Raw genomic sequence first — 22,241 nt, forward strand, 5'->3', positions numbered from 1 at the left:
TTCCTGGCTCGCGCGGGAAGGGCGTCAGTCATCGGAGCTGCCGGGCGCGCTCCCGGCGCGGCCGGCGACGCGGGTGAGGGCTTCCCGCAGCAGGTTCAACGCGGCCGGCGGGTTGTCCCAGAAGACCATGTGCCCCGCGTCCGGCACCGGCGTCATACGCGCAGCGGGGTGACTGGCCGTCAACTCCTTTACACCTTCCGGCGTCACCACGGGGCTCTGCTCCCCGTACAGCAGCTCCACCGGGGACGGGACACGGGGCCACCAGTCGAAGAAGTCCTCCGACTCGAACCCCCGGTGGGTGTCCGCGATCGCCCGCTCCCCGCAGCTCGCCAGCCAACGGGCCCTCAACTCCTGTTCCCGGCGCGGCCACCGAGGCCATGAACGGGCCACTTCGTCGGCGTCCGTGCCCCGTAGGGCCTGTTCCAACTGGCCGAGGAAGGCGGCGAGCGAGGTGGGGTACGGATCGCGGCCGGGGCCGCTCAGCGGCGGATCGACGGCGACGACGCCGGCGACCGGCGCCACGCCGCGTACAGCGGTCACCGCGGCGATCCGCGCCCCCATCGAGTGGCCGAGGAGCAGCGGGCGGTCCAGGCCGAGCCCGACGATGACGGCTTCGGCGTCCCGCGCGTACGCCTGAAGGTCGTACGCGTCCCCGTCACCGCCGTCGGAGAGGCCGCGGCCCCGTACGTCGAGGACTACGGGCCGTACCTGGCCCGTCAGTCCGCGGGCGACGAAGTCCATCGTGATCGCGGGGCTGGTGATGCCGGGCAGGACGAGCAGCGGCACGCCGTCGCCGCCGTAGTCGAGTACGTGCAGGCGCAGCGCGCCGGAGCGGACCCAGCGGCTGGTGGCCGGGGCATCGGCGAGGTCGGCGAGTGCGGGTTGGCCGAGGGAGCGTGACGGCAAGACGGGCTTCCTCCTGATGATGGCGGGTCAATCGCTGAGCCGGCGGGGCGTCAGGGCGCTCACGTGGCAGGCGATTCGGAGAGTCGGCTGAGGTAGGCGAGCGCGTCGGACAGGCCGATGACGTCCCCGTACTTCGCGTCGATGTCGAACAGCGCGGCCTCGTGCGGGCCTTGGGCCCGGTCGCCCGCGCACTCGCGCGGCACCAGCACGGGGAAGCCGCTCTGCACGGCGTCGACGGCGCTCGCCCGCAGGCAGCCGCTGGTCGTGGCCCCGCACAGCAGGACCGTGTCGCGGCCGAGCGCGACGAGGTTCGCGGCCAGCGAGGTGCCGAAGAACGCGGAGGCGCCCTTCTTCACCACCAGGACGTCCTCGGGCGCGCGGGGCAGCCGCGGGTCGAGGGCGACCGCCTCGCTGCCCTCGGTCAGTACGCGCAGGCCAGGGGCCTTGTCGAGCCAGGTGACGGTGCGGCCCTCGGCCTCGGCCGGGGTGTAGGCGATCGCGGTGTAGAGGACCGGCGCGCCGGCCGCGCGGGCGGCCCGTACGAGCGTGGCGGTCGCCTCCACCACGTCGGTGAGGTCGGCGCCGCACGCGAAGCGGTCCTCGGTGAACCCGCGGGTGAGGTCCACGACGACGAGGGCGGGGCGGCTGCCGCGCCGTATGGGGGTCCCGAAGCCGGCGCGCGCGTACGTACGGTCGGTCTCCGGTCCGTACCGTCCGCTGCCGCCCGTCATCGCGGGCCCCCGGCGGCGCGGCAGCAGTGCTTCTCGCGGGTCAGGGCGCGGCCGAGGAGCCAGCCTTCGAAGAGGCCGAAGGCGAAGGCCGCGGCGGGCGGCCCGTACTTGGCCAGGGCGGGGCCGACGATCATCGAGAACCCGTTCAGCTCGCTCTGCCCGGCGAGGACCGGCTGCCGCTGCGGCGCGGAGGCCCCGGCGGCGGCAGCATCGGCGGCGGCGACGGCGGCAGTGGCGGCGGGCACGGCCCGCGGCGCACCGGCCGCCGCCGGGGCCTCCGTGCCGCCCGCCGCGCGGTCCTGGTCGAGCAGCGTGCCGAGGTTCTGGGCGAACTGTTCGAGGATCTTGCCCGAGACCGTGGCCACCGCGCCCTTGCCGAACTGGGCGATCTTGCCGCGGATGACCAGGTCCGTGGTCAGCTCCAGCCGTGCCCCCTCGGGGGCCTCGGTGACGGCGAGGGCGACGAGCGCCTCGGCGTCGCCGCTGCCGTGGGTGTCGGCCCCGCGGGCCTGGACGCGCAGCCGGCGCGCGGCGGGGTCGCTCTCCAGGAAGCGGACGGTGCCCGCGTACGCGGCGGTGATCGGGCCGACCTTCACCCGCACCCTGCCCTGCCAGGCGTCGCCGTCGCGGCCGTCAAGAGCGGCGCCCGGCATGCAGGAGGCGACCCGTGCGACGTCGTTGACGAGGGCGAACACCTCGTCGGGGGCCGCCTTCACCGGCACCGTGTGGTTCAGTTGCATGGATTCTCCTTCCGCCGCCCGACGGCGGCGCGGTGGCGCGGTGGTCAGTCGTCCTGTGCGGGGGCGAGAGCGGTGGGCGCCACCCGACGGCGGGCGGCGGCGCAGTCGTCGATGGCCTCGACGATGGTCTGGTAGCCGGTGCAGCGGCACAGGTTGGCGGCGACGACCTCGCGGATCTCCTCCTTGGTCGCGTCGGGCCGCTCGGCGAGGAACCCCTCCGCGAGCATCAGGAACCCGGGTGTGCAGAAGCCGCACTGCAGGGCGTGGTGCGCGCTGAACGCCTGTTGCAGGTCGCTCAGTTCGCGGCCGTCGGACAGCGACTCGACGGTGCGGACGCGCGCGCCCTCGGCCTGGGCGGCGAACATCAGGCACGACCGTACGGGCGCGTCGTCGAGCAGCACCGTGCACGCGCCGCAGATGCCGTGTTCGCAGCCGACGTGGGTGCCGGTGATCCCCAGGTCGTGGCGGAGCGCGTCGGCGAGGGTGCGGCGGGGCTCGGTGAGGATCTCGTACTGCTCGCCGTTCACGTGCAGGCCGATGAGCTGCTGGTGGTGCGGGTGGTGGGTGGTATCGCTCATCGGGTGCGCTCCAGGCGGGTGTATTCCGGTCGAGGCGATGCCGTCGCGGTCCGCTCCAGGGCGCGGGCGACCGTCTCGGGGGTGACGGGGGTGGAGTCGAGTTCGACGCCGGTGGGCAGCAGGGCGTCGTTGACGGCGTTGAGCACGGCGGCGGGCGCCCCGATGGTGCCGCCCTCGCCCGCGCCCTTGGCCCCGGTCTCGGTGAAGGCGCAGGGCGTCTCCAGGTGCGCGACGGTGATGTTCGGGATCTCGTGGGCGGTGGGGACCTTGTAGTCCATGAAGCTGGTGGCGGAGGGTTCGCCCTGGTCGTCGTAGGTGATCTGCTCGAAGAGGACGCCGGCGATGCCCTGGGCGATGCCGCCGCGCGCCTGGCCCTCGACGACCTTCGGGTTGATGGCCACGCCGCAGTCCTCGACGCAGGCGTAGCGCAGGATCTCCACCTGTCCGGTGCCTTCGTGGAGTTCGACGACGACGCCGTGGGCGGCGTTGGAGAAGGTGCCGTCGTTGAAGACGTCGAAGGTGGCGGTGGCGCTGAGGCCGGGTTCCAGGCCCTTGGGGAGCAGGTGCGCCTTGAGGTAGGCGATGTCGGCGAGCTGTTCGTACGTGAAGTACTGCGCCTGGTCGCCGCGGCGCCGTACGAGCCCCCGGCCCAGTTCCGTCTCCTCCGTCGGAACGCCCCACCGGGCCGCGGCGAGGTGGCGGAGCTTGGTGCCCAGCTTGGCCGCGGCGAGGCGGACGGCGCTGCCGCCGACGGCGATGGAGCGGCTGGCGAAGGTGCCCCAGCCGTAGCCGACGCGGTCGGTGTCGCCCTGGTGGATGCGGACCTTGGCGAGGTCGAGGCCGAGCTGGTCGGCGGCGATCTGGGCCATGGTGGTCTCGTGGCTCTGGCCGTGGCTCATGGTGCCGGTGGTGACGACGAGGGCGCCGCTGGTGTCCATGCGGGCCTCGGCGATGTCGTAGCCGGGCACGACCTCCATCTTGCGCTGGGCGAAGGCCGTGGAGCCGTAGCCGGTGCGTTCGCTGAAGCAGGAGTAGCCGATGCCCAGGTGGCGGCCCTCGGCGGTGGCGGCGGCGCGCCGCTCGTACCAGCCTTCGTCGCGCAGGGTCCGTTCGCACAGGTCCAGGGCCTCGCGGTACGAGCCGGGGTCGTAGGTGATGTTGTTGACGCCGGTATAGGGGAACTCGGTGATGAGGTTGCGGCGGCGCAGTTCCACGGCGTCGACGCCCAGCTCGCGGGCGGCCCGTTCGAAGAGCCGTTCCATCACCATCACGTACTGGGGGCGGCTCACGCCCCGGTAGGGGGCGGAGGGGGCCTTGTTGGTGGTGATGGCGCGGGCCCGGACCCGGTAGGCGGGCACCTTGTAGACGCCGGGCATCTCGGCGGAGGCCATCAGGGGCTCGATGCCGGCGGTGAAGGGGAAGCAGGAGTAGGCGCCCATGTCGCAGACGATGTCGGCGTCGAGGGCCAGGACGCGCCCGTCGGCGTCGAAGGCGGCGCGGGCCTCGTAGTGCTGTTCGCGGGCGAGGAAGGAGGCGGTGAGCGCGTCCTTGCGGTCCTCGGTCCACTTGACGGGGCGGTCGAGGCGCAGGGCCGCCGCGGCGGTGGCGATCTCCTCGCGGCCGACGACGCACTTCTGGCCGAAGCCGCCGCCCATGTCGGGGACCACGACGCGTACGGACCGCTCGTCCAGCCGGAGGCAACGGGCCGTCACCGTCCTTACCTGGTGCGGGGTCTGACTGGACGTCTGGAGCAGGAGCTGTTCCTCGCGGTCGTCCCAGCTCGCGACGGCGCCGCGGGTCTCCAGGGGCAGGGCGTTCTGCCGGCCGGTGCGGGCCTCGACGGCGACGACGCAGGGGGCCTCGGCGAAGACCGTGTCGATGCCCTCGGTCGCGAACATCGACACGTCGACCAGGGTGTTGCCCGGCGCCTCGTCGTGCACGAGGGGCGCGCCGGGGGCGAGGGCGTCGGCCTCGCGGGTGACGGGCGGGCGGGGCTCGTACGTCACCTTCGCGGCCTCCAGGCCGTCCTCGGCCGCGTACGGGTCGCGGGCCACGACGATCGCCAGCGGCTCGCCCGCGTAGCGGACCCGGTCGCGGGCGAGCACGGGCATGTCGGTGGGCACGTACTCCGAGCGCGGACGGTCCAGGCGTGCCGTGATGTCGCCGAGGTCGAGGTCGGCTGCGGTGAACGCCGCTACGACGCCCGGCACTTGGCGCACGCCGTCGAGGTCGATGGCGGTGACGGTGGCGTGGGCCATGGTGCTGCGGACGAACTGCGCGTACAGCATGCCGGGCAGATGGATGTCGTCGGTGAACCGGCCGCGACCGGTGAGCAGCCGCGGGTCCTCGCGACGCCCCACGGACGCGCCGATCCAGGGGCGGGAAGGAGCGGAACCGTGCGCTTCGCCGCTCGTGGCGTCGTACGGGGCCGGGGTGCGGGCTTCGCCGCTCGTGGCGTCGTACGGCCCCGGGGTGCGGGCTTCGCCGTTCACCGGGCCATCGCCTCCTCGCAGGCACGGGTGACAAGGGTGCGGGTCAGGGTTCTGCGGTAGTGGGCGCTGCCGTTCGCGTCGTCGGGCGGGTCGATGGCGGCGGCCGCCGCCTCCGCGCAGCGGGCGAACGTCTCGGGGCCGGGCGGCGCGCCGGACCCCAGGGCTTCCTCGGCCTCGGGTACGCGCACGGGCAGCGCGTCGACGCCGCCGAGGGCGACGCGGCCGCCGCGGAGGGCGCCGTCGTCGGCGAGGTCCAGGGACACGGCGGCGGAGACGGTGGCGAAGTCCCCTTGGCGTTCGGCGAATTCGGTGAGGGCGGCGTGCGGCGCGGGGCGGGGGAAGGTGATCTCGGTGAGCATCTCGTGGGGTTCCAGGGCGGTGGTGTAGTAGCCGTGGAAGAAGTCCCGTGCGGCGATGCGGCGCCGGCCGCCTGGCCCGCGGGCGGTGAGTTCGGCGTCGAGGAGGGTGGCGAGCAGGCACCACTCGGCGGTGGCGTCGGCGTGGGCGAGGCTGCCGCCGACGGTGCCGCGGGTCCGGATGGGCAGGTGCCCGATCCAGCGCATGGCGTCGCGGATGACGGCGTGGCCGGGGCCGAGGCGGTCCGGGGGCGCGGTGTGCACGGCGTGGTGGGTGGCCAGGGCACCGACGCGCAGGGCGCCGCCGGCGTCGGTGCGCAGGTGGTCGAGGCCGTCGATGCCGCCGATGTCGATGAGGTGACGCGGCCGGGCCAGCCGGAAGTTCATCATGGCGACCAGGCTCTGGCCGCCGGCGATGAGCTTCGCCTCGTCACCGAGTTCGGCGAGCAGGCGGGTGGCGCCGTCGACGTCGCGCGCGCGGTGGTAGGTGAACGCGGCGGGCTTCATGGTCCTCCTCTACGTGCTGGTGGGGCGTTCCGCGCGGGGTCGGACGGGCCGGGGCGACGGATCGGCGTGCGGTGCGGCGGGCGGTGCGCGGGGCGCCGTACGGGCTCAGGGGGGAGTGTGGCCCGTACGACGCCCCTGTCCAGGGGCGGGGCCGGTGCGGCGCGGCGCCGCGTGCGAACGGGCGTCAGCGGGCGAACGGGTAGGAGAACGCGCCCAGGTCGGGGGTGGCGAGCGGGGAACCGCTCCACAGCCAGTCGTAGGACACGTCCGACTCCCCCTCGAAGCTGCGCAGCCGGGCGTCCCGCTCCTCCTGGAGCGGCCCGTCCGGGTAGTGGTAGAAGGTCTTGTTGCGCAGCGAGGCGTCCTGCACCATCCCGGCGTGGGTGGCGCGCCGGTTCACATAGCGGCGCAGCGCCCCTTCGATGCCACTCGCGGTGACGGCGCCGAGTTCCTCGGCGAGTACGGCGGCGTCCTCCATGGCCTGGGACGCGCCTTGGGCCTGGTAGGGCAGCATGGCGTGGCAGGCGTCGCCGAGCAGGGCGACGTTGCCGTCCATCCAGACGGGGTCGCGGCGGCGGTAGTAGAGGGCGAAGCGGGAGACGTCGTCCTTGGCCTTGGAGAGCATCGCGGGCACCCGGTCGTCCCAGCCGGGGAACGCGGCGGCCAGTTCGCCGGGGGCGGCGGGCGCGCTCCAGCGTTCGGCGACGTCGTCGGTGCAGGGCACGCAGGCGACGACGTTCAGATACTGGCCGCCGCGGATCATGTAGTGGACGAGGTGCCGGTCGGGCCCGTACCAGATGGTGCTCTGGTAGCGGTCGACGAGCCAGCGGGTGGCGGGGTCGGCGGCGATCAGGTCGCCGGGGATCAGGGCGCGGTAGGCCATCTCGCCGGAGAAGACGAGGGTGTCCTCGGCGCCCATCAGGTCGCGGACGCGGGAGCGCACGCCGTCGGCGCCGATGAGGGCGTCCGCGGGGTGGCAGGCGCCGTCCTCGGTGACGGCGGTGGGCCGGCGGGGGTCGGTGCGGTCGAGGCCGACGACCTTGCTGTCGGTCAGCAGCCGGACGGCGGGCCCGGGGCCGTCGGGGTCGGTGCAGCCGTCCATGATGACGCGGTGCAGGTCGGCGCGGTGGTAGTGCCAGTAGGGGGCGTTGTAGGTGTCCTTGCAGTGGTCGCCGAGCGAGGTGAGGGCGACGATCCTGCCGTCCTTCCAGCGCCGCCGGACCTGGTCCTGGGGTTCGGTGTGGATGGCTTCGAGCTGGTGGCGCAGGCCGAGGGAGAGCAGGACGCGGCTGGCGTTGGGGGCGGTCTGGATGCCCGCGCCGACCTCGCCGAGCCGGCCGGCCTGTTCGAGCACGGTGACGCGGATGCCGCGGTGGCGCAGGGCGAGGGCGGCGGTGAGGCCGCCGAGTCCGCCGCCGACGACGGTGACTTCGTACGACTGGCTGGGCGCCAAGTCTCCTCCAGGGCGGTACGGGGTGGGGCTCGCGGTACGCGGCGGCGGGGCCGGGCGAGCGGGGAAGGGCCGGGCGAGCGGGGGCGGTTGGGAGCGGGGGCCGAGGCGGGGGCCGCGGTGGGGGCCGGTGGCGGTCAGCGGTCGGCGAGCACGCCGTCCGTCACGGTCTCGGTGCCGTCGACGGAGACGGTGCAGCCGCGCATCGCGATGTCCAGATGCGCGTACGACTCGCGGCCGAGCACGGGGTGCGGGCCGGTGGACCACAGGAAGTTCCCCGCGAAGGCGCGGGCGTCCATGCCCATCAAGTCGCCCTTGCCGTACAGGGCGGTGGCGAACCAGTCGGCGCCGCGCATCAGCCCCCACCCCATGTGGGAGAGGCTGCGCGCCCACTGGTCGTCGGCGTCCTCGAAGAAGGTCGTGAGCAGTTTCGCCTCCGCGCCGCCGGTGACGTCCTCGATGTGGCCGTCGCGGACTTCGAGGGTGACGGGTTCGCGCACGTACTCCTTGAAGGGCAGCAGGATGTCGCCCTCGGCCAGCACGATCCGCCCGTTGGAGATCTCCGGCCAGCACAGCACCATCGTGCTGGGCCAGTGGTCCCAGCGGCCGGGGTCGTCGGCGTAGCCGCACTGGAACTCCGGCCGGGAGCCCTCCAGCCGGACGCTCAGATCGGTGCCGGCGCGGGAGGTGACCCGCATGTCGGCGGACCGCTTCAGCAGGTCGGCGGCCTGGAGGCAGCGGTCCTTGTCGCCGTCCTGGGGAAGGTTGCGGATCAGTACGTCGGGGGCGTCGCAGACGAAGACGATGCGGGTGCCGGCCCGCAGGATCTCCTGCTGTACGGGCGCGTGGATGAACCCCTCCTGGGTCAGGTCGACCACGAGGTCCGCGGATTTCAGCAGGTCCTGGGCGGTGGTGTCGGTGAGCACGGAGGTGAGGCCGGGGCCGGCGCCGGTGTGGGTGCTGGGGATCGGGGCCGGGCTGCCGCCGGGGACGGTCGCGGAGATGACGTGGGCGCCGCACGCCTTGGCGGCGCCGAAGGCCGCGGCGACGTAATCGCCCCGGCTGGCCGGCTCGGAGAGGACGACCACGTGTTCACCGGGGCGTACCCGGCACATCGTCAGTTCGCGGGTGAAGGCGTCCAGCAGGTCGACGGATGAGAGGTCGAACACGGTGTGTCCTCCAGGAGTCGTCTCGGAGTACGGGGCTTCGGGCCGCGGCGCGAGGGGCCTGCGGGCAGCCCGGACAGCTCGCCGCGCACCCAGCCTGAGCAGCGGAAACGCGGGTGGGGTCGACGTCCCGACAGAGATAATCCGAACACGTACTAACCCGTTGGGGCAAGGGCCCCGGCAGCCTTCCGCGCCGCTCGCGCACCGCCCGCCTCCCCCGCCGGACTCCGCCCCGACGGCCGCGCGGGCCACGTCTTGCCAGCTCAGACGGCGCGGCGGGGAGCGGCAGGTGCGGCGGCCATGGGGTCGATGAGACGGCGGTGAATTTTCCGGACACGTCCGGCTGTTGGGGTGCTGCCGGGGTGCCGGGGCGCTACTGGTGTGCTCGGGCGCTGGGGGGACGTACGCGGTGGCTTACGGGCGTGATGGCGGCCGGGCCGCCTCGCGGACGCTCGTTCCGGCTCTCGCCGACACGCGCCGGCGAGCGCCGGTCGCCCGCCGTTCCCGAAGGGTTAATGCGCACGCCCCCGGGCACGCACACTGGAAGGTCCTCGGAACGGTCCTCGGGACGGCCCCCCGGGACGGCCCCTGGCCGGACCTCGGGGACGGACCTCGGCGTGGGGCGGGTGATCCGCGTGTTCGACAGGCTCCGGAAACGGATCGAGGCGGCCTGGACGCTGCCCGGGACCGTGCACCCGGTCGGCAGGCAGCGCAACCTCTTCGAGGCGGCGGCGACATATGTGGCCGCGTGCGCCGAGAACGACGAGCAGCGGAGTTCGGAGGCGGCGCGCTGGGTGACGCCGGAGGCGCTGACCTTCGGGGTGAACGAGCTCGCCTGCCGTGCGGTCATCGCGCTGGCGCGCGAGCGCGACGAGTCGCCGTACACGGTGGCCCGCTCACTGCTGGGCCTGCCCGCCGCCTGACACCGGCACGGGCCGCCACGGACCGACACGGACGAAGAACAGGGGGGCACCGGGGCGGCCCCGGGCGCCTCCCCCTCATGACCTGGGCGCGCGGCGCACGCCCGTAGACGGCTCCGTATGTCTACAGAAGACGTCTGTCTACAGAAGACGTCCGTAGAGGCTCAGGGCCGGGGACGCGGGCGCGGGGCGCGCGGGCGTCAGCGGCCCAGTTCCTTGCGCGAGACCCGCTTGAGCCGGCGTCGCTGGGAGGGGTCGAGCAGCAGATACGCGCCGACCGGGACCCCGACCATCACCAGCACCGCCGCCCAGAAGGGCAGCAGCCACAACAGGATCACTCCTACGGCCACACCGCCGACGGCGACTTTCGCCCTGTTCGTCATCTTTTCCGCCTCCTCCTGCGGCGACTGCCGCTTTCGTCTCCTTGCAACGTCCGCCGGGCGCGCCCGGTTCCTCAGCCGGTCCGCAGCGGCGCCCCCACCTCGTGCATGTGGCGCAGCGCCTGCCCGTAGGAGTCGATGAGTCCAGTCTCCGTGTACGGGAGCCCCAGCGCACGGCAGTGGTGGCGGACCAGGGGCTGGGCGAGCCGCAGGTGGGGGCGGGGCAGGCTGGGGAAGAGGTGGTGCTCGATCTGGTAGTTCAGGCCGCCCAGGAACCAGTCGGTGAGCAGCGCGCCGCGCACGTTGCGCGAGGTGAGGACCTGGCGGCGCAGGTGGCCCCAGCGCTCGCCGTCCGGGTCGGGCATCTCCATGCCCTTGTGGTTGGGCGCGAAGGCCAGGCCGAGGTGGAGCCCGAAGAACGCGTGGTGCGTGAGGGCGAAGGCCGCGGCCATCCCCGGCGTCATGCAGGACAGGAGCAGCGCGCAGTAGCCGGCGTAGTGCAGGGCCAGCAGGGCGCCCTCGACGGCCCGCTCGCCCGGCCGCTGCCGCCGCAGGTCCTGGATGCTGGAGACCTTCAGCGCGATGCCTTCGAGGAGCAGCATCGGGATGAAGAGCCAGGCCTGGTTGCGGGTGAGCCAGCGCGCGAAACCCGCGCGCTCGGCCGCCTGCCGCTGGGTCCACACGAGCGCGCCGACGCCGACGTCGGGGTCCTTGTCCACGTGGTTGGGGTTGGCGTGGTGGCGGTTGTGCTTGTCGTTCCACCAGCCGACGCTCATGCCGAGCAGCAGATTGCCGTGGACGAGCCCGAGGACGCGGTTGGCGCGGCGGGAGGCGGCTATCTGGGAGTGTCCGCTGTCGTGTCCGATGAAGGCGGTACGGGCCCAGAAGACGGCGGCGAGGGGCGCGAGGAGCAGCGTCCACCAGGAGCCGTCGAGGAGGACGAGCCCGGCGGCGATGGCGGCCAGGGCGAGGAGGTTCACGGTGATGCCCGCCGCGTACCAGCCCCGGCGCCGTTCGAGGAGGCCCTGTTCCCGGACCTGGCGCAGGAGCGGCGCGAAGTCGCTGCCCGCCGATGGTTCGCCGCCCGCTGCTGGTTCGGCGAGGACGGCGCTTGACTGGGGCATGAGGTCTCCGGGGCTCGGTCTGGCTGACCTCATGAACGTATGGTTCGGGCCGTGGCCGAACCATGGCGTCACCACCCGGCCCCACCTGGGGGCAACCCCCGGCCGGGACAGGGGGGTTGCCTACACCATGGACGCGACTCGCACGCGCACAGTGATGCGGGCCACATGAAATTCCCTAGGTGCGCGGCGATTGCCGAGGTAGCATTCGCGGGCTTTACTCCAGGTAGTCAAATTTGAGGAATGCGTCGACACCGTGACAGCTCCCTCTGCTCGCTCCCATCCCTCCAGCACGTCCGCATCGCCTCCACCGTCCTCCGCCGAGCTCGCCCGGCTCGCCCACCGCTCGGCCGTCTTCCTCCCCGGCGACCCGGCGCGCACCGGACGCGTCGCCTTCTGGCACCCCGACGAGGAGCCGCCCGCGGGGCTCGGCCCCGTCGAGGAGCTGACCGTCGTGGTGCCCGAGGGGACGGGCATCGCGGTCGTGCCCGTACAGGCCCTCCTGCTGCCCGTACGCGACGCCCTGCCGGCCCTCACCCGAGCCCGTACGGCGCGGGCCGACGAGGCGGCGGCCTTCTGGGGCGCGGCGGCCGTGCTGGCGCTCCAGCTCGCCGCGCGGGGCCGGCTGCTGCCGGGCCTGTCCGCCACCGACCACGACGCGTGGCGGGTGGGGCCGCTCGCCCCGGAGGACCTGCGGCGTATCCGTGAGCTGGCCGCCGCGATGCCGCCCGCCGCGCACGCCGCGCCGCTCCCGGACACCGACCCTCCGCTGCTGCCGGAGCCCGAGCCGCTGCTGCGCGCGTTCCTCGACGCGGTCGCCGACGGGCTGCCGCGCTCCCCCGCCGCGGCCCTCGCGGCGGGCGGCCCCGCGTTCGCCGCCGACGAGCCGACGCGCCTGCCCGAGCAGCGCGCCTGGGCCGCCGGCGTCGCCGCCGGGCACGACGAGGGCGTACGGCTGTCGCTGCGCGTCGAGGCCCGCGAAGTGCCCGTGGAGCACGTCGCAGTCCCGGTGGAGAACGCCGAAACCCCCGAGGAGTACGTCGAGGACGCCGTTGGAGGGGGCGCGGCGGTACGGCTCCGGCTGCGCGCCGTCCTCCAGGTGCACAGCCTCACCGACCCGGCCCTCGTCGCGGACGCCGTCGACGTCTGGTCCGGCGCCGGTGCCGCGGCGGGCTTCGGGCCGCGCGCCCGGATGGACGCCCTCCTCGCGCTGCGCCGCGCCGCCCGCGCCTGGCCCGCGCTGGGCCCGCTGCTGTCCGCCGCGGTCCCCGACGCGCTCGACCTCGCCGACGACGAGGTGGCCGAACTGCTCGGCGCCGCCTCCCGGTCGCTGGGCGCGGCGGGCGTACAGGTGCACTGGCCGAAGGAGTTGGCCCGCGGCCTCACCACACACGCCGTCATCGGGCCGCCGCCCGACGGGTTCGACCCGTCCGGCAGCGGATCAGGTGGCGGCCTTGACGGCGGGGCGGCGCGTGCGGCGGAGCGTGCCGAGTCCGGCCCGCCGCCCCTGCTCTCGGCCGACGCCCTGCTGAACTTCCATTGGCAATTCGCCGTCGGCGGGCAGGAGTTGACGCGCCGTGAGCTGGACGCGCTGGCCGAGGCGAGCCGTCCAGCCGTCCGGCTGCGCGATCAGTGGGTGCTCATCGACCCGGAGGCGGTGCGCCGCGCGCGGGAGCGGCCGGACCGCAAGCTCGCGCCGGTCGAGGCGCTCGGCGCGGCCCTGACCGGGCGGGCCGAGTCCGACGGCGAGAGCGTGGAGGTGCGGGCCACGGGGTGGCTCGCCGCGCTGCGCGACCGGCTCGCCGACCCGGACGCGGCCGGCCGGGAGCCGGTCCGCCCGCCCGCCGCCCTCGCCGCGACGCTCCGCGACTACCAGGCGCGCGGCCTCGGCTGGCTCGCCCGGATGACGGAACTGGGCCTCGGCGGCTGCCTCGCCGACGACATGGGGCTCGGCAAGACCATCACGCTGATCGCCCTCCATCTGCACCGGCAGGAGACCCCCGGGTCCGCCGGTCCGACCCTCGTCGTCTGCCCCACGTCGCTGCTCGGCAACTGGCGGCGGGAGATCGAGAGGTTCGCGCCGGGCACCCCGGTGCGCCGCTTCCACGGCGGCTCGCGCAGCCTCGCCGGCCTGGCGGGCGGGGAGTTCGTGCTCACCACGTACGGCACCATGCGGCTGGACGCCGGCACTCTCGCCGGCGGCGACTGGGGCATGGTCGTCGCCGACGAGGCGCAGCACGTGAAGAACCCGTACTCGGCGACCGCGCGGCAGTTGCGCACCATCGGCGCCAAGGCCCGGGTCGCGCTGACCGGCACCCCCGTCGAGAACAACCTGTCCGAGCTGTGGGCGATCCTCGACTGGACGACGCCGGGGCTGCTCGGTCCGCTCGCCCGGTTCCGTACCCGCTACGCGCGGGCCGTCGAGAGCGGCACGGACCCGGCCGCCGCCGAGCGGCTGGCGCGGCTCGTCGGGCCGTTCCTGCTGCGCCGCCGGAAGTCCGACCCGGGCATCGCGCCCGAGCTGCCGCCCAAGACCGAGACGGACCGGGCGGTCGCGCTCACCAAGGAGCAGGCCGGGCTGTACGAGGCCGTGGTGCGCGAGATGATGGCGGAGGTGGCCGCGGCGGACGGGATGCGGCGCCGGGGACTGATCGTGAAGCTGCTGACCGGCCTGAAACAGGTCTGCAACCACCCCGCCCAGTACCTCAAGGAGGGGCCCGGCGACGGGACGCGGATCGAGGGCCGCTCGGGCAAGGTGGAGTTGCTCGACGAGCTGCTGGACACGATGCTCGCGGAGGGCGCGAGCGTGCTGGTGTTCACGCAGTACGTCCAGATGGCGCGGCTGCTGCGGGAGCATCTGGCGGCGCGCGGGGTGGGGGCCCAACTCCTGCACGGCGGTACGTCCGTGACGCGCCGTGAGGAGATGGTGCGGCGGTTCCAGGACGGCGAGGTGCCGGTGTTCCTGCTGTCGCTGAAGGCGGCGGGCACGGGGCTGAACCTGACGCGCGCCGGGCATGTCGTGCACTTCGACCGCTGGTGGAACCCGGCCGTCGAGGCGCAGGCCACCGACCGCGCGTACCGCATCGGGCAGACCCAGCCGGTGCAGGTGCACCGGCTGATCGCCGAGGGCACGGTCGAGGACCGGATCGCCGGCCTGCTCGCGCGCAAGCAGGCGCTGGCCGACGCGGTGCTCGGGTCGGGCGAGGCCGCGCTGAGTGAGCTGAGCGACGCCGAACTGGCGGAGCTGGTCGAGTTGAGGGGGAGCATCCGATGAGCGCGGGGCGCGAGGCGCGGCGGACGGCCGGTGGGCTCGGGGGCGGGGAGCGGACGTTCGCGGCCCTGCCGCCCGCCCAGGGGCGCGGTTTCGCGCGGAGCTGGTGGGGGCTGGCGTGGCTGAAGGCGCTGGAGGACACGGCGCTGGACGGGCAGCAGTTGAAGAAGGGGCGGCAGCGGGCGCGCGAGGGCGCGGTGGGCGCCGTATCGGTGCGGCCGGGGCGGATCACGGCCGTGGTGCGGGACCGCGACGGCACGCAGGTCCGTTCCGACGTCCTGGTGCAGGTGCTGTCGGACGGCGACTGGGACCGGCTGCTGGAGATGGCGGCGGACCGGGCGGGGCACATCGCCGCGCTGCTGGACCGCGACATGCCGCCGGACCTGGCCGAGGACGCCGCGGTGTGCGGAATCCAACTGCTGCCGGAGATAGGCGACTTGGAGCCGGAGTGCGGCTGCGAGGCGTGGGATCACTGTCCGCATTCGGCGGCGCTGTGCTACCAGGTGGCGCGGCTGCTGGATGAGGACCCGTTCGTGCTGCTGCTGATGCGGGGCCGCGGTGAGGGCGAGCTGCTGGACGAGTTGCAGCGGCGCAGCGCGGCACACGCGGACGTCGCGCGCCCGGCGGACGCCCCCTCAGCGAGCCGGGGCGCGGCCGGGGTGGACGCGGCGGAGGCGTTCGCGGCCCGTGGCGCCGTGCCGCCGCTCCCGGAGCCGCCGCCCGCCGTGACCGAGGCCGAGGCGGAGGCGGGCGGGCCGCCCGCGCTGGACGGGGAGCCCGCCCCGGCGCCGGGGGTCGACCCGGGCGCGCTGGAGTTCCTGGCGTCGGTCGCGGCCGTACGGGCCCGGCGACTGCTGGCGCGGGCCCTGGCCGAGCCGGGCGATGAGGAGGCGGCCGGGGCGCCGCTCACGGTCGGGCAGGACGCGGTGCGGCTCGCCGCGGCGGGGCCCGAGCCTCGGATCGCCGCCCGGCTCGCGGCGGGCTGCGGGCGCGACGCCGCCGGGCTGGCGCGGGCCGTACGGGCCTGGGGGCACGGCGGAGCGGCGGCGCTCGCCGCACTCGACGAGGAGTGGACGCCGGACCCGGCGGAGTCGGCGCGGGCCCGCGCCGAGCTGGCCGCCGCCTGGGAGGGCGACGAGCGCCCGCCGCGGCTGCGCGCGGCGGGCGGCGACCGCTGGACGGCGGTGGGGGCGGACGCGCAGTTGCGCCGGGCCCGGGACGGCCGCTGGTGGCCGTACCGCAAGGAGCGGGGGCGCTGGGAACCGGCCGGGCCGGGGGACGCGAATCCGGCGGCGGCACTGGCGATGGCTCTCTCCATACCCCTCACAGAGGAATGAATCGAAGGGTTAAGCGGGGAGACACCGGTAGTTTCATAGGCGATGGGTGGGCTCTTCCTGAGCAGTGCCAGAATGTGGTGTTCTCGCATTCGACGACCGACTGATTCAGAAAGGCCCACCGGAATGGCATTCGCCCTGCTGCGCCGTAGCAACCGCTCCGCTCCGCGAGCCGCCGCGCCCATACCGCGCGGCGCGGGAGCCCTCGATTGCGTGGTGCTCGACCCGGTGCAGTTGCCGCTGCACCGGGCGGAGGTCTCGGTCCGGGACACCGAGGGGCGCGAGGTGGTGCACGGGCAGACCGACCCGAACGGCTGCTTCTCGGCGACGGTGGCCCCGGGCGAGTACAGCATCGCCGTGACCTCCGACGGCTTCCAGCCGGTACGGACGACCTGCGAGGCGACGGTGGGCGTACGGACCTCCACCGGCCCGATGCGCATGGAGCTGGCCCCCTCCCCCGCCATGCCGGACCCCGGCCGGTGGAAGATCGACCCGGACCACACGGCCGTGCGCTTCATAGCCCGGCACATCGGGCTGGCCGAGATCCACGGCCGGTTCAACCGGTTCGAGGGCGCGCTGTGGATAGCCGAGCACATGGAGGACTCCCAGCTCGAGGTGACGATCGACGCGGCGAGCATCGACACGGGCGTCGAGGCGCGCGACCAGCACCTGCGCTCGCAGGACTTCCTCGACGTCACCAACTACCCCTACCTCCAGTTCGCCAGCGAGCGCTTCGTGCACCGGGGCGGCTCCCGCTGGTCCGTGCAGGGCGTGCTGAGCCTCCACGGCGTCAGCCGCAGCATCAACCTCGACACCCGCTACCTCGGCATCGGCACCGGCATCATGGGTGAGACCCGCACCGCCTGCTCCGCCACCACCGAACTGCACCGCGAGGACTTCACCCTCGACTGGCGCACCATGCTCGCCCGCGGCATCGCCGCCATCGGCGCCACGATCCGCATCGAACTCGACATCCAGGCCATCCGCGACGAGTAGCCGTACTCATCGGCGGTGACGGCCCGCACGCGGTCGCCGGCCGCGCCGCGGGGTCTACGCCGACGGTGGCGGCCCGCACGCGGTCGCCGGCCGCGCCGCGGGGGTCTACGCCGACGGTGGCGGCCCGCACGCGGTCGCCGGTCCCGCCGCGGGGGCGTACGCCGGGGGCAGCGGGCCGTACGCCGGCGGCGGTGCGGTCGGTCGCCAGGGCTTGGCAGCGGCCGGCACCACGGCGGCTCGCCGGACCCGAAGCCACCAGGGCCGCCGGGCCCAATCGGGGCCCCGCCCCCGCCAGAGCCGCCGCCCCGGCCGGGGCCTCCGTAACCGCCGCCTCCGCCTGAGCCCCAGCACCGGCCGGCGCCTCCGTGGCCGCCGCCCGCGCCTGTGCCCCCGTATCGGCCGGGGCCACCGCCCCCGCCTGATGGTTCGATCGGCGGGCCGTAGCCCCGTACCCACCCGGTGGGGCGCCGGCCGGGCCGTACCCGCCGTATTCGCGCGGCGGACGCGACGGCGGCAGCAGAGCGCCCGGACGGTTGCCGTCCCGGTGGGGCCGTAGCGGGGCCGGGAGGCCATTCGTCACGGACCGTCACATTCCGGCCGGGCGCGGCGCCCGGCCGCGAAGTCACAGCGCGGCGTTGTCCGGCGGAAAGGTCCAAAAACAGTACGATTTACCGGTGACCGCCAAGATCAACATATTCCCGCCGCTGACGAATGGCGAACACTGGTGACCGCCGAGATCTCCGAGATACGGGTCGCCGAGGCGAAGGCGCGGGCCGCGCGCCTGCTGCTGGCCTTCCGCCACGGCAACCAGCAATCGTTCGACGCCGCCCTGCCGGAGGACATGGAGACCGATGAGGCCAAGGATCTCGTCTCCGCGCTCGCCTGGGTCGCCAACGAGTCCGTGCGCAAGGCGTACCAGCCGGACGTCGCCGACCGGGTGCTGCGCCATCTCGCGCGCCGCTCCCCCGACGAGCCGGGCTGGGTGCAGACCGACGAGGAGGCCGCGCCGGACGTGGCGGTGCTGCTGGAGTCCGTGTGGCGCGGTGACGTCGAGGCGGTGCGGGAGCTGGTGCGCGCCACTCCGGACACCACGTTCGTGCTGGGCAAGCTGGTGCTCGTGGTCGCGATGCTGCTGCCCTCGGTGGCGGACACGGACGTACGCGAGGTGCTCAGCGAGCTGCGCGCAGAAACGCCTCCAGACCCGCCAGATCATCCGTGTTGAGGTAGTCGACGCCGGCGGCGAGCAGTTCGCGCCAGACGGCCTCGCGGGCCGGGCCGGGCAGGTCGGGGGTGGCCCACCACCGTACGCGCCGCCCCTCGGCGTGCGCGGCGGCCGTGATCCGGCGCAGTTCGGCGCGCTCGGCCGGCGGCATCGGGCCGACGCCCCGCCAGCCGAAGTGGAGCGTCCAGTTGTCGCTGATGAGCGGAGCGAGGGAGGCGGGGGCCGGGCCGCCGAGGTCGCCCAGGCGCCCGTCGTAGAAGGCGTGCCGTACGGTCTCGGCTTCCATGGGTTCCCGCGCGCCGCGGTCGCCGGAGACGACGGCCGTCACCGCCCCGGCGTGGACGTGGCCGCCGACGCAGACGCTGAGCATGGAGCGGTAGCGGCGCAGCCGGCGGGAGAGTTCGCGGTAGGCGGGGCCGCCCGCGGTCTTGATGTCGATGAGCAGTTGCAGCGAGAGCCGGTGGCCGCGGTACACCCGGCCGTGCTGGGCGCGTACGCGGCGCAGCAGCGGGTCGAGGTAGAGGGCTTCGAGGGTCCGGGCGGGGTCCAGCTCGGCCTCGTCGTGGGCGACGAGGAGCCGGCCGTCGACGAGCCAGATGTCCGCCTCGACGCTGCCGAAGCCGTGCCCGAGCGCGTCGGTCAGGGGGTGCGGGTGCTCGTAGTCGTTGTGCGCGTGGGCGCGGCGGAGCGGGGGTCTGCCGCGCCCGTGGTCCGGGGCGGCGGCCAGGGCGGGGGCGGCGAGGGAGCCCGCGAGGGCGGCCGCGGCGGTCACGACGGCCGCGCGGCGGGTGTGCGGGGTCCGGGCGGGCGCTGGCATGGGGCCTCCTGGGGCCGGGCGTCGTCCTGGTCGGTGGGCGCGCGTGAGCCTGAGAGCCTGTGTCATATCCCTGGTCGGAACAGCGCACGGCGTCTGGTGCGTGCGATCGCAAGGCGCCGGAAGGTCCTCGTAGCGGAGCTACTAGGGCAGGCGGCAGGGGCGCGCGAAGAGTTACGCGCGATGACGCCGCCCCGTCGCCCGTTGTTCGCGTCGCCCTCCCACCCCATGGTGAACTCCCTTGTGCCGTGGGAGAGTTCGGTGGACTTCTGGGTGTCTGGGGGGACCGTGGGGCGAGGGCTGCGCCGGGTGCGTACGGCGGTGGCGGTGTGCGCGGCGTGGGCCGCGCTGGTGGGCGGTGGCACGGCGTGGGCCGACGACGGCGGGCCGGCGCGGGCGCTGCGGCTGGGCGTACGGACGGCGCTCGCGCCGGGCGTCGGCTACCAGGAGTTCTCGCTGCCGGCCTCGCACGGCCCGGCCCGCGGGCATCTGCTGACGGTGGATCTGCGCGAGCCGCGGGTCTCCTTGGATCTGCTGTATCCGGGCGCGGTGGCCGCCCGGGCCCCCGTCTCCCGGCTGGCGGACGGGCGCGGCGCGGTGGGCGCGGTCAACGGGGACTTCTTCAACATCACGGAGGCGCAGCACCCGGGCGTCGAGCCGACCGGCGCCCCGGTGGGCCCGGCCGTGGCGGGTGGGCGGCCGCTGAAGGCGGCGGTGCCGGACGGGCAGCGCTTCGGCCCGGCGATGCCGCCGGGGGTCACCACCGAGGAGGTGCTGGCCGTGGGGGCGGACCGCCGGGCGCGGCTGGACCGGCTCACCCTGGAGGGGGTGGTGCTGACGGGCCGGGGCGCGCTGCGGCTGCGGGGGTTCAACCAGTACGCGCTGCCGGTCGGCGGCGTCGGGGCGTTCACCTCGCGGTGGGGCGCGGCCTCGCGGGTCCGCGCGACGTGCGGCACGGACACCGACCGGACGGCGCCGTGCAGTACGCGGACCTATGAGGTGACGGTGCGTCGGGGGCGGGTGGTGGCCGCGGCCGAGAAGCCGGGCGGCGGGCCGGTGGCGGCGGGGTCGGTGGTGCTGGTCGGCCGGGAGGCGGGGGCGCGGGAGCTGCGGCGGCTGCGGGTGGGCGACCGGGTGCGGGTCACGGAGCGGCTGCGGTCCGCGGGGCGGACACCGCCGCGGTTCGCGGTCGGCGGCTTCCCGGTGCTGCGCCACGATGTGCCGCTGGACGGGCTCGACACCCGCACGTCCGCGGTACGGACGTCCGCAGGCGTGGGCGACGGCGGGCGCCGGCTGTATCTGCTCGCGCTGGACGGCGCAGCCGAATACCGCTCCGGGCTGACGGTCGGTGAACTCGCTGCCGTCATGCGGGAGGTGGGGGCCGATGACGCGGTGAATCTGGACGGCGGCGGTTCGTCGACTCTGGTGACGCGTGCCGCGGGCGATACGCGGGCGAGGGTGCGTAATCATCCGTCGGGCGGCGCGGAACGCCCGGTGCCCAATGGCATCGGAGTATTCACCCGCCCTTGAGAGCCTGTGTCATATCCCTGGCCGGGCGCCCGACGCCTGGCCAGGGATATGACACAGGCTCTGACCAAGCGGGTCATGCCACCCTTTCGAGCGACTGCGATCCCTAAAGCCCGCTGCTAGCTTCTGAGTTGCTCCGGCGGCGATCACGCCGCCGTTCCGCACGCGATTGGGTGGGCATTCATCGTGACGATCTCAGTGGAATCCCGAAGCGCCGCGCGGCCGGGTGCGGAACCGTCACCGCAGAGCCTGGGCACGGCGGCGGCGCGGCAGCTCGCGACGACCACCAAGACCGTTCCGCAGATGCAGGGCATCAGCTCGCGCTGGCTGCTGCGCGTGCTGCCCTGGGTGCAGGTGTCCGCGGGCACGTACCGGGTGAACCGGCGGCTGTCCTACACCGTCGGCGACGGCCGGATCGAGTTCGTCACGCAGGGCGCGGAGGTCCGCGTGATCCCGCCGGAGCTGGGCGAGCTGCCGCTGCTGCGCGGCTTCGAGGACGGCGCGGTGCTGGAGTCGCTGGCGGGCGCGTTCGTCCAGCGGGAGTACGCGCCGGGGGACGCGATCACCGAGGCGGGGCGCCCGGCCGACCAGGTGTTCCTGCTGGCGCACGGCAAGGTCCGCAAGGTCGGCACGGGTCGGTACGGCGACGAGAGCTCGCTCGGCGTGCTGGGCGACGGCGACTTCTTCGGCGAGCGGGCCCCGCTGGATCCGGACGCCACCTGGGAGTTCACGGCGCGCGCGATCACCCGCACCACGGTGCTGGCCCTGACCCGCTCCGCCTTCCAGGAGGTCGCCGACCGGGCCGAGTCCCTGCGGGCCCACCTGGCGGGGTTCGCGTCGCGGTCCATCCCCGCGCAGAACCGGCGCGGCGAGGCCGATATCGCGGTGGCGTCCGGCCATGTCGGCGAGCCCGTCCTCGCGGGCACCTTCGCGGACTACGAACTCTCGCCGCGCGAGTACGAGTTGAGCGTCGCGCAGACCGTGCTGCGGGTGCACAGCCGCGTCGCGGACCTCTACAACGACCCGATGAGCCAGGTGGAGCAGCAGCTCCGGCTGACGATCGAGGCGCTGCGGGAGCGGCAGGAGCACGAGATCGTCAACAACCGCGAGTTCGGGCTGCTGCACAACGCCGACCTCAAGCAGCGCGTCCACACCCACAGCGGCCCGCCCACCCCCGACGACCTCGACGAGCTGATCTCGCGTCGGCGCAAGACGCGGTATCTGTTCGCGCATCCGCGCACGATCGCGGCCTTCGGCCGGGAGTGCAGCCGCCGCGGCCTGTATCCGAAGGAGCTCGACCTCCACGGCGCGTCCGTACGGGCGTGGCGCGGCATCCCGCTGCTGCCGTGCAACAAGATCCCGGTCACCGACGCCGGTACGAGCGCGATCCTGGCGCTGCGCACGGGCGAGGAGGACCAGGGCGTCGTGGGCCTGCACCAGACGGGCATCCCCGATGAGTACGAGCCGGGCCTGAATGTGCGGTTCATGGGGATCAACGCTCAGGCGGTGACGTCCTACCTGGTCAGCACGTACTACTCGGCCGCCGTGCTGGTGCCGGACGCGCTCGGCGTGCTGGAGGACGTCGAGGTCGGCCGCTGACCGGACGTCTGCCGGTGGGCCCGGGGCCGGGCCGTGTCGCACGGGCGACGCGGCCCGGCCCCGGCCGTTCCGGACGGCCCCACCGCCCCCACCCGCCGCATCCTCGTCGGCCTCGTAAGCCGGAGCGGCCG

At 74.5% G+C, this 22,241-nt stretch carries 18 protein-coding genes; 7 read left to right on the forward strand and 11 right to left on the reverse strand.

Annotated elements, in window-relative coordinates; translation table 11 throughout:
• Positions 1-24 precede the first annotated feature (24 nt).
• The 8 genes from IF55_RS26110 to IF55_RS26145 form a co-directional block, all read right to left on the reverse strand.
• A complete protein-coding gene (locus IF55_RS26110) occupies positions 25-906 on the reverse strand; it encodes an alpha/beta fold hydrolase (protein WP_211270038.1) in 882 nt (293 codons plus the stop codon).
• 59 nt (positions 907-965) lie between these two features.
• Positions 966-1,637: an isochorismatase family protein gene (locus IF55_RS26115; protein WP_030885494.1), complete on the reverse strand. Its 672-nt coding sequence runs from the start codon at positions 1,635-1,637 to the stop codon at positions 966-968.
• The gene (locus IF55_RS26120; protein ID WP_030885497.1) at positions 1,634-2,377 is read right to left on the reverse strand and encodes an SRPBCC family protein; all 744 of its coding nucleotides are present in this window, start codon (positions 2,375-2,377) and stop codon (positions 1,634-1,636) included. Before IF55_RS26120 ends, IF55_RS26115 begins: the two co-directional genes overlap by 4 nt.
• Positions 2,378-2,421: 44 nt before the next feature.
• Entirely contained in the window at positions 2,422-2,955 is a 534-nt protein-coding gene (locus tag IF55_RS26125; protein ID WP_030885500.1) for a (2Fe-2S)-binding protein, read from the reverse strand.
• A complete protein-coding gene (locus IF55_RS26130; RefSeq protein ID WP_048832459.1) occupies positions 2,952-5,327 on the reverse strand; it encodes a xanthine dehydrogenase family protein molybdopterin-binding subunit in 2,376 nt (791 codons plus the stop codon). Before IF55_RS26130 ends, IF55_RS26125 begins: the two co-directional genes overlap by 4 nt.
• Before the next feature lie 116 nt (positions 5,328-5,443).
• Positions 5,444-6,310: an FAD binding domain-containing protein gene (locus IF55_RS26135; RefSeq protein WP_030885506.1), complete on the reverse strand. Its 867-nt coding sequence runs from the start codon at positions 6,308-6,310 to the stop codon at positions 5,444-5,446.
• Between the two features lie 184 nt (positions 6,311-6,494).
• A complete protein-coding gene (locus IF55_RS26140) occupies positions 6,495-7,763 on the reverse strand; it encodes an FAD-dependent monooxygenase (protein ID WP_030885508.1) in 1,269 nt (422 codons plus the stop codon).
• 134 nt (positions 7,764-7,897) lie between these two features.
• Positions 7,898-8,929: a 2,5-dihydroxypyridine 5,6-dioxygenase NicX family protein gene (locus tag IF55_RS26145; protein WP_030885509.1), complete on the reverse strand. Its 1,032-nt coding sequence runs from the start codon at positions 8,927-8,929 to the stop codon at positions 7,898-7,900.
• A gap of 632 nt (positions 8,930-9,561) precedes the next feature.
• Here IF55_RS26145 and IF55_RS26150 point away from each other — a divergent pair.
• Entirely contained in the window at positions 9,562-9,849 is a 288-nt protein-coding gene (locus IF55_RS26150) for a hypothetical protein (RefSeq protein WP_398245419.1), read from the forward strand.
• Positions 9,850-10,046: 197 nt separating this feature from the next.
• On the opposite strand, the gene IF55_RS26155 is transcribed toward IF55_RS26150, so the two are convergent.
• Both IF55_RS26155 and IF55_RS26160 read right to left on the reverse strand, forming a co-directional pair.
• Positions 10,047-10,229, reverse strand: a complete 183-nt coding sequence (locus IF55_RS26155) for a hypothetical protein (RefSeq protein ID WP_030885513.1) — start codon at positions 10,227-10,229, stop codon at positions 10,047-10,049.
• Between the two features lie 71 nt (positions 10,230-10,300).
• Positions 10,301-11,350, reverse strand: coding sequence for a fatty acid desaturase family protein (locus IF55_RS26160; RefSeq protein WP_030885516.1), 1,050 nt, complete (start codon positions 11,348-11,350; stop codon positions 10,301-10,303).
• Positions 11,351-11,603: 253 nt separating this feature from the next.
• Between IF55_RS26160 and IF55_RS26165 the strand changes: the two genes are divergently transcribed.
• From IF55_RS26165 to IF55_RS26180, 4 genes are all read left to right on the forward strand, one after another.
• Positions 11,604-14,621, forward strand: coding sequence for a DEAD/DEAH box helicase (locus tag IF55_RS26165; protein WP_037965756.1), 3,018 nt, complete (start codon positions 11,604-11,606; stop codon positions 14,619-14,621).
• On the forward strand, positions 14,618-15,955 hold the full coding sequence (locus IF55_RS26170) for an SWIM zinc finger family protein (RefSeq protein ID WP_030885522.1): 1,338 nt from the start codon (positions 14,618-14,620) through the stop codon (positions 15,953-15,955). Before IF55_RS26165 ends, IF55_RS26170 begins: the two co-directional genes overlap by 4 nt.
• 123 nt (positions 15,956-16,078) lie before the next feature.
• The gene (locus IF55_RS26175; RefSeq protein WP_030885526.1) at positions 16,079-16,948 is read left to right on the forward strand and encodes a YceI family protein; all 870 of its coding nucleotides are present in this window, start codon (positions 16,079-16,081) and stop codon (positions 16,946-16,948) included.
• Positions 16,949-17,672: 724 nt separating this feature from the next.
• On the forward strand, positions 17,673-18,170 hold the full coding sequence (locus IF55_RS26180; RefSeq protein ID WP_030885529.1) for a hypothetical protein: 498 nt from the start codon (positions 17,673-17,675) through the stop codon (positions 18,168-18,170).
• On the opposite strand, the gene IF55_RS26185 is transcribed toward IF55_RS26180, so the two are convergent.
• Positions 18,118-18,987, reverse strand: a complete 870-nt coding sequence (locus IF55_RS26185) for a phosphatidylinositol-specific phospholipase C/glycerophosphodiester phosphodiesterase family protein (protein ID WP_030885532.1) — start codon at positions 18,985-18,987, stop codon at positions 18,118-18,120. The two genes, IF55_RS26180 and IF55_RS26185, sit on opposite strands and share 53 nt — an antisense overlap.
• Before the next feature lie 306 nt (positions 18,988-19,293).
• On the opposite strand from IF55_RS26185, the gene IF55_RS26190 reads away from it, so the two are divergent.
• Together IF55_RS26190 and IF55_RS26195 are read left to right on the forward strand one after the other, a co-directional pair.
• On the forward strand, positions 19,294-20,514 hold the full coding sequence (locus tag IF55_RS26190) for a phosphodiester glycosidase family protein (RefSeq protein WP_030885535.1): 1,221 nt from the start codon (positions 19,294-19,296) through the stop codon (positions 20,512-20,514).
• Between the two features lie 183 nt (positions 20,515-20,697).
• Positions 20,698-22,110, forward strand: a complete 1,413-nt coding sequence (locus tag IF55_RS26195; protein ID WP_030885538.1) for a family 2B encapsulin nanocompartment shell protein — start codon at positions 20,698-20,700, stop codon at positions 22,108-22,110.
• Positions 22,111-22,241: the final 131 nt, after the last annotated feature.

Source organism: Streptomyces varsoviensis, assembly GCF_000718635.1.
GTDB classification, from domain to species: Bacteria; Actinomycetota; Actinomycetes; order Streptomycetales; family Streptomycetaceae; genus Streptomyces; species Streptomyces varsoviensis.

Bases quoted from the DNA above. Each gene is read 5' to 3' on its own strand.
- IF55_RS26115 (WP_030885494.1), bottom strand. From the start codon at position 1,637: ATGACGGGCGGCAGCGGACGGTACGGACCGGAGACCGACCGTACGTAC.
- IF55_RS26120 (WP_030885497.1), bottom strand. From the start codon at position 2,377: ATGCAACTGAACCACACGGTGCCGGTGAAGGCGGCCCCCGACGAGGTG.
- IF55_RS26125 (WP_030885500.1), bottom strand. From the start codon at position 2,955: ATGAGCGATACCACCCACCACCCGCACCACCAGCAGCTCATCGGCCTG.
- IF55_RS26135 (WP_030885506.1), bottom strand. From the start codon at position 6,310: ATGAAGCCCGCCGCGTTCACCTACCACCGCGCGCGCGACGTCGACGGC.
- IF55_RS26155 (WP_030885513.1), bottom strand. From the start codon at position 10,229: ATGACGAACAGGGCGAAAGTCGCCGTCGGCGGTGTGGCCGTAGGAGTG.
- IF55_RS26160 (WP_030885516.1), bottom strand. From the start codon at position 11,350: ATGCCCCAGTCAAGCGCCGTCCTCGCCGAACCAGCAGCGGGCGGCGAA.
- IF55_RS26170 (WP_030885522.1), top strand. From the start codon at position 14,618: ATGAGCGCGGGGCGCGAGGCGCGGCGGACGGCCGGTGGGCTCGGGGGC.
- IF55_RS26175 (WP_030885526.1), top strand. From the start codon at position 16,079: ATGGCATTCGCCCTGCTGCGCCGTAGCAACCGCTCCGCTCCGCGAGCC.
- IF55_RS26185 (WP_030885532.1), bottom strand. From the start codon at position 18,987: ATGCCAGCGCCCGCCCGGACCCCGCACACCCGCCGCGCGGCCGTCGTG.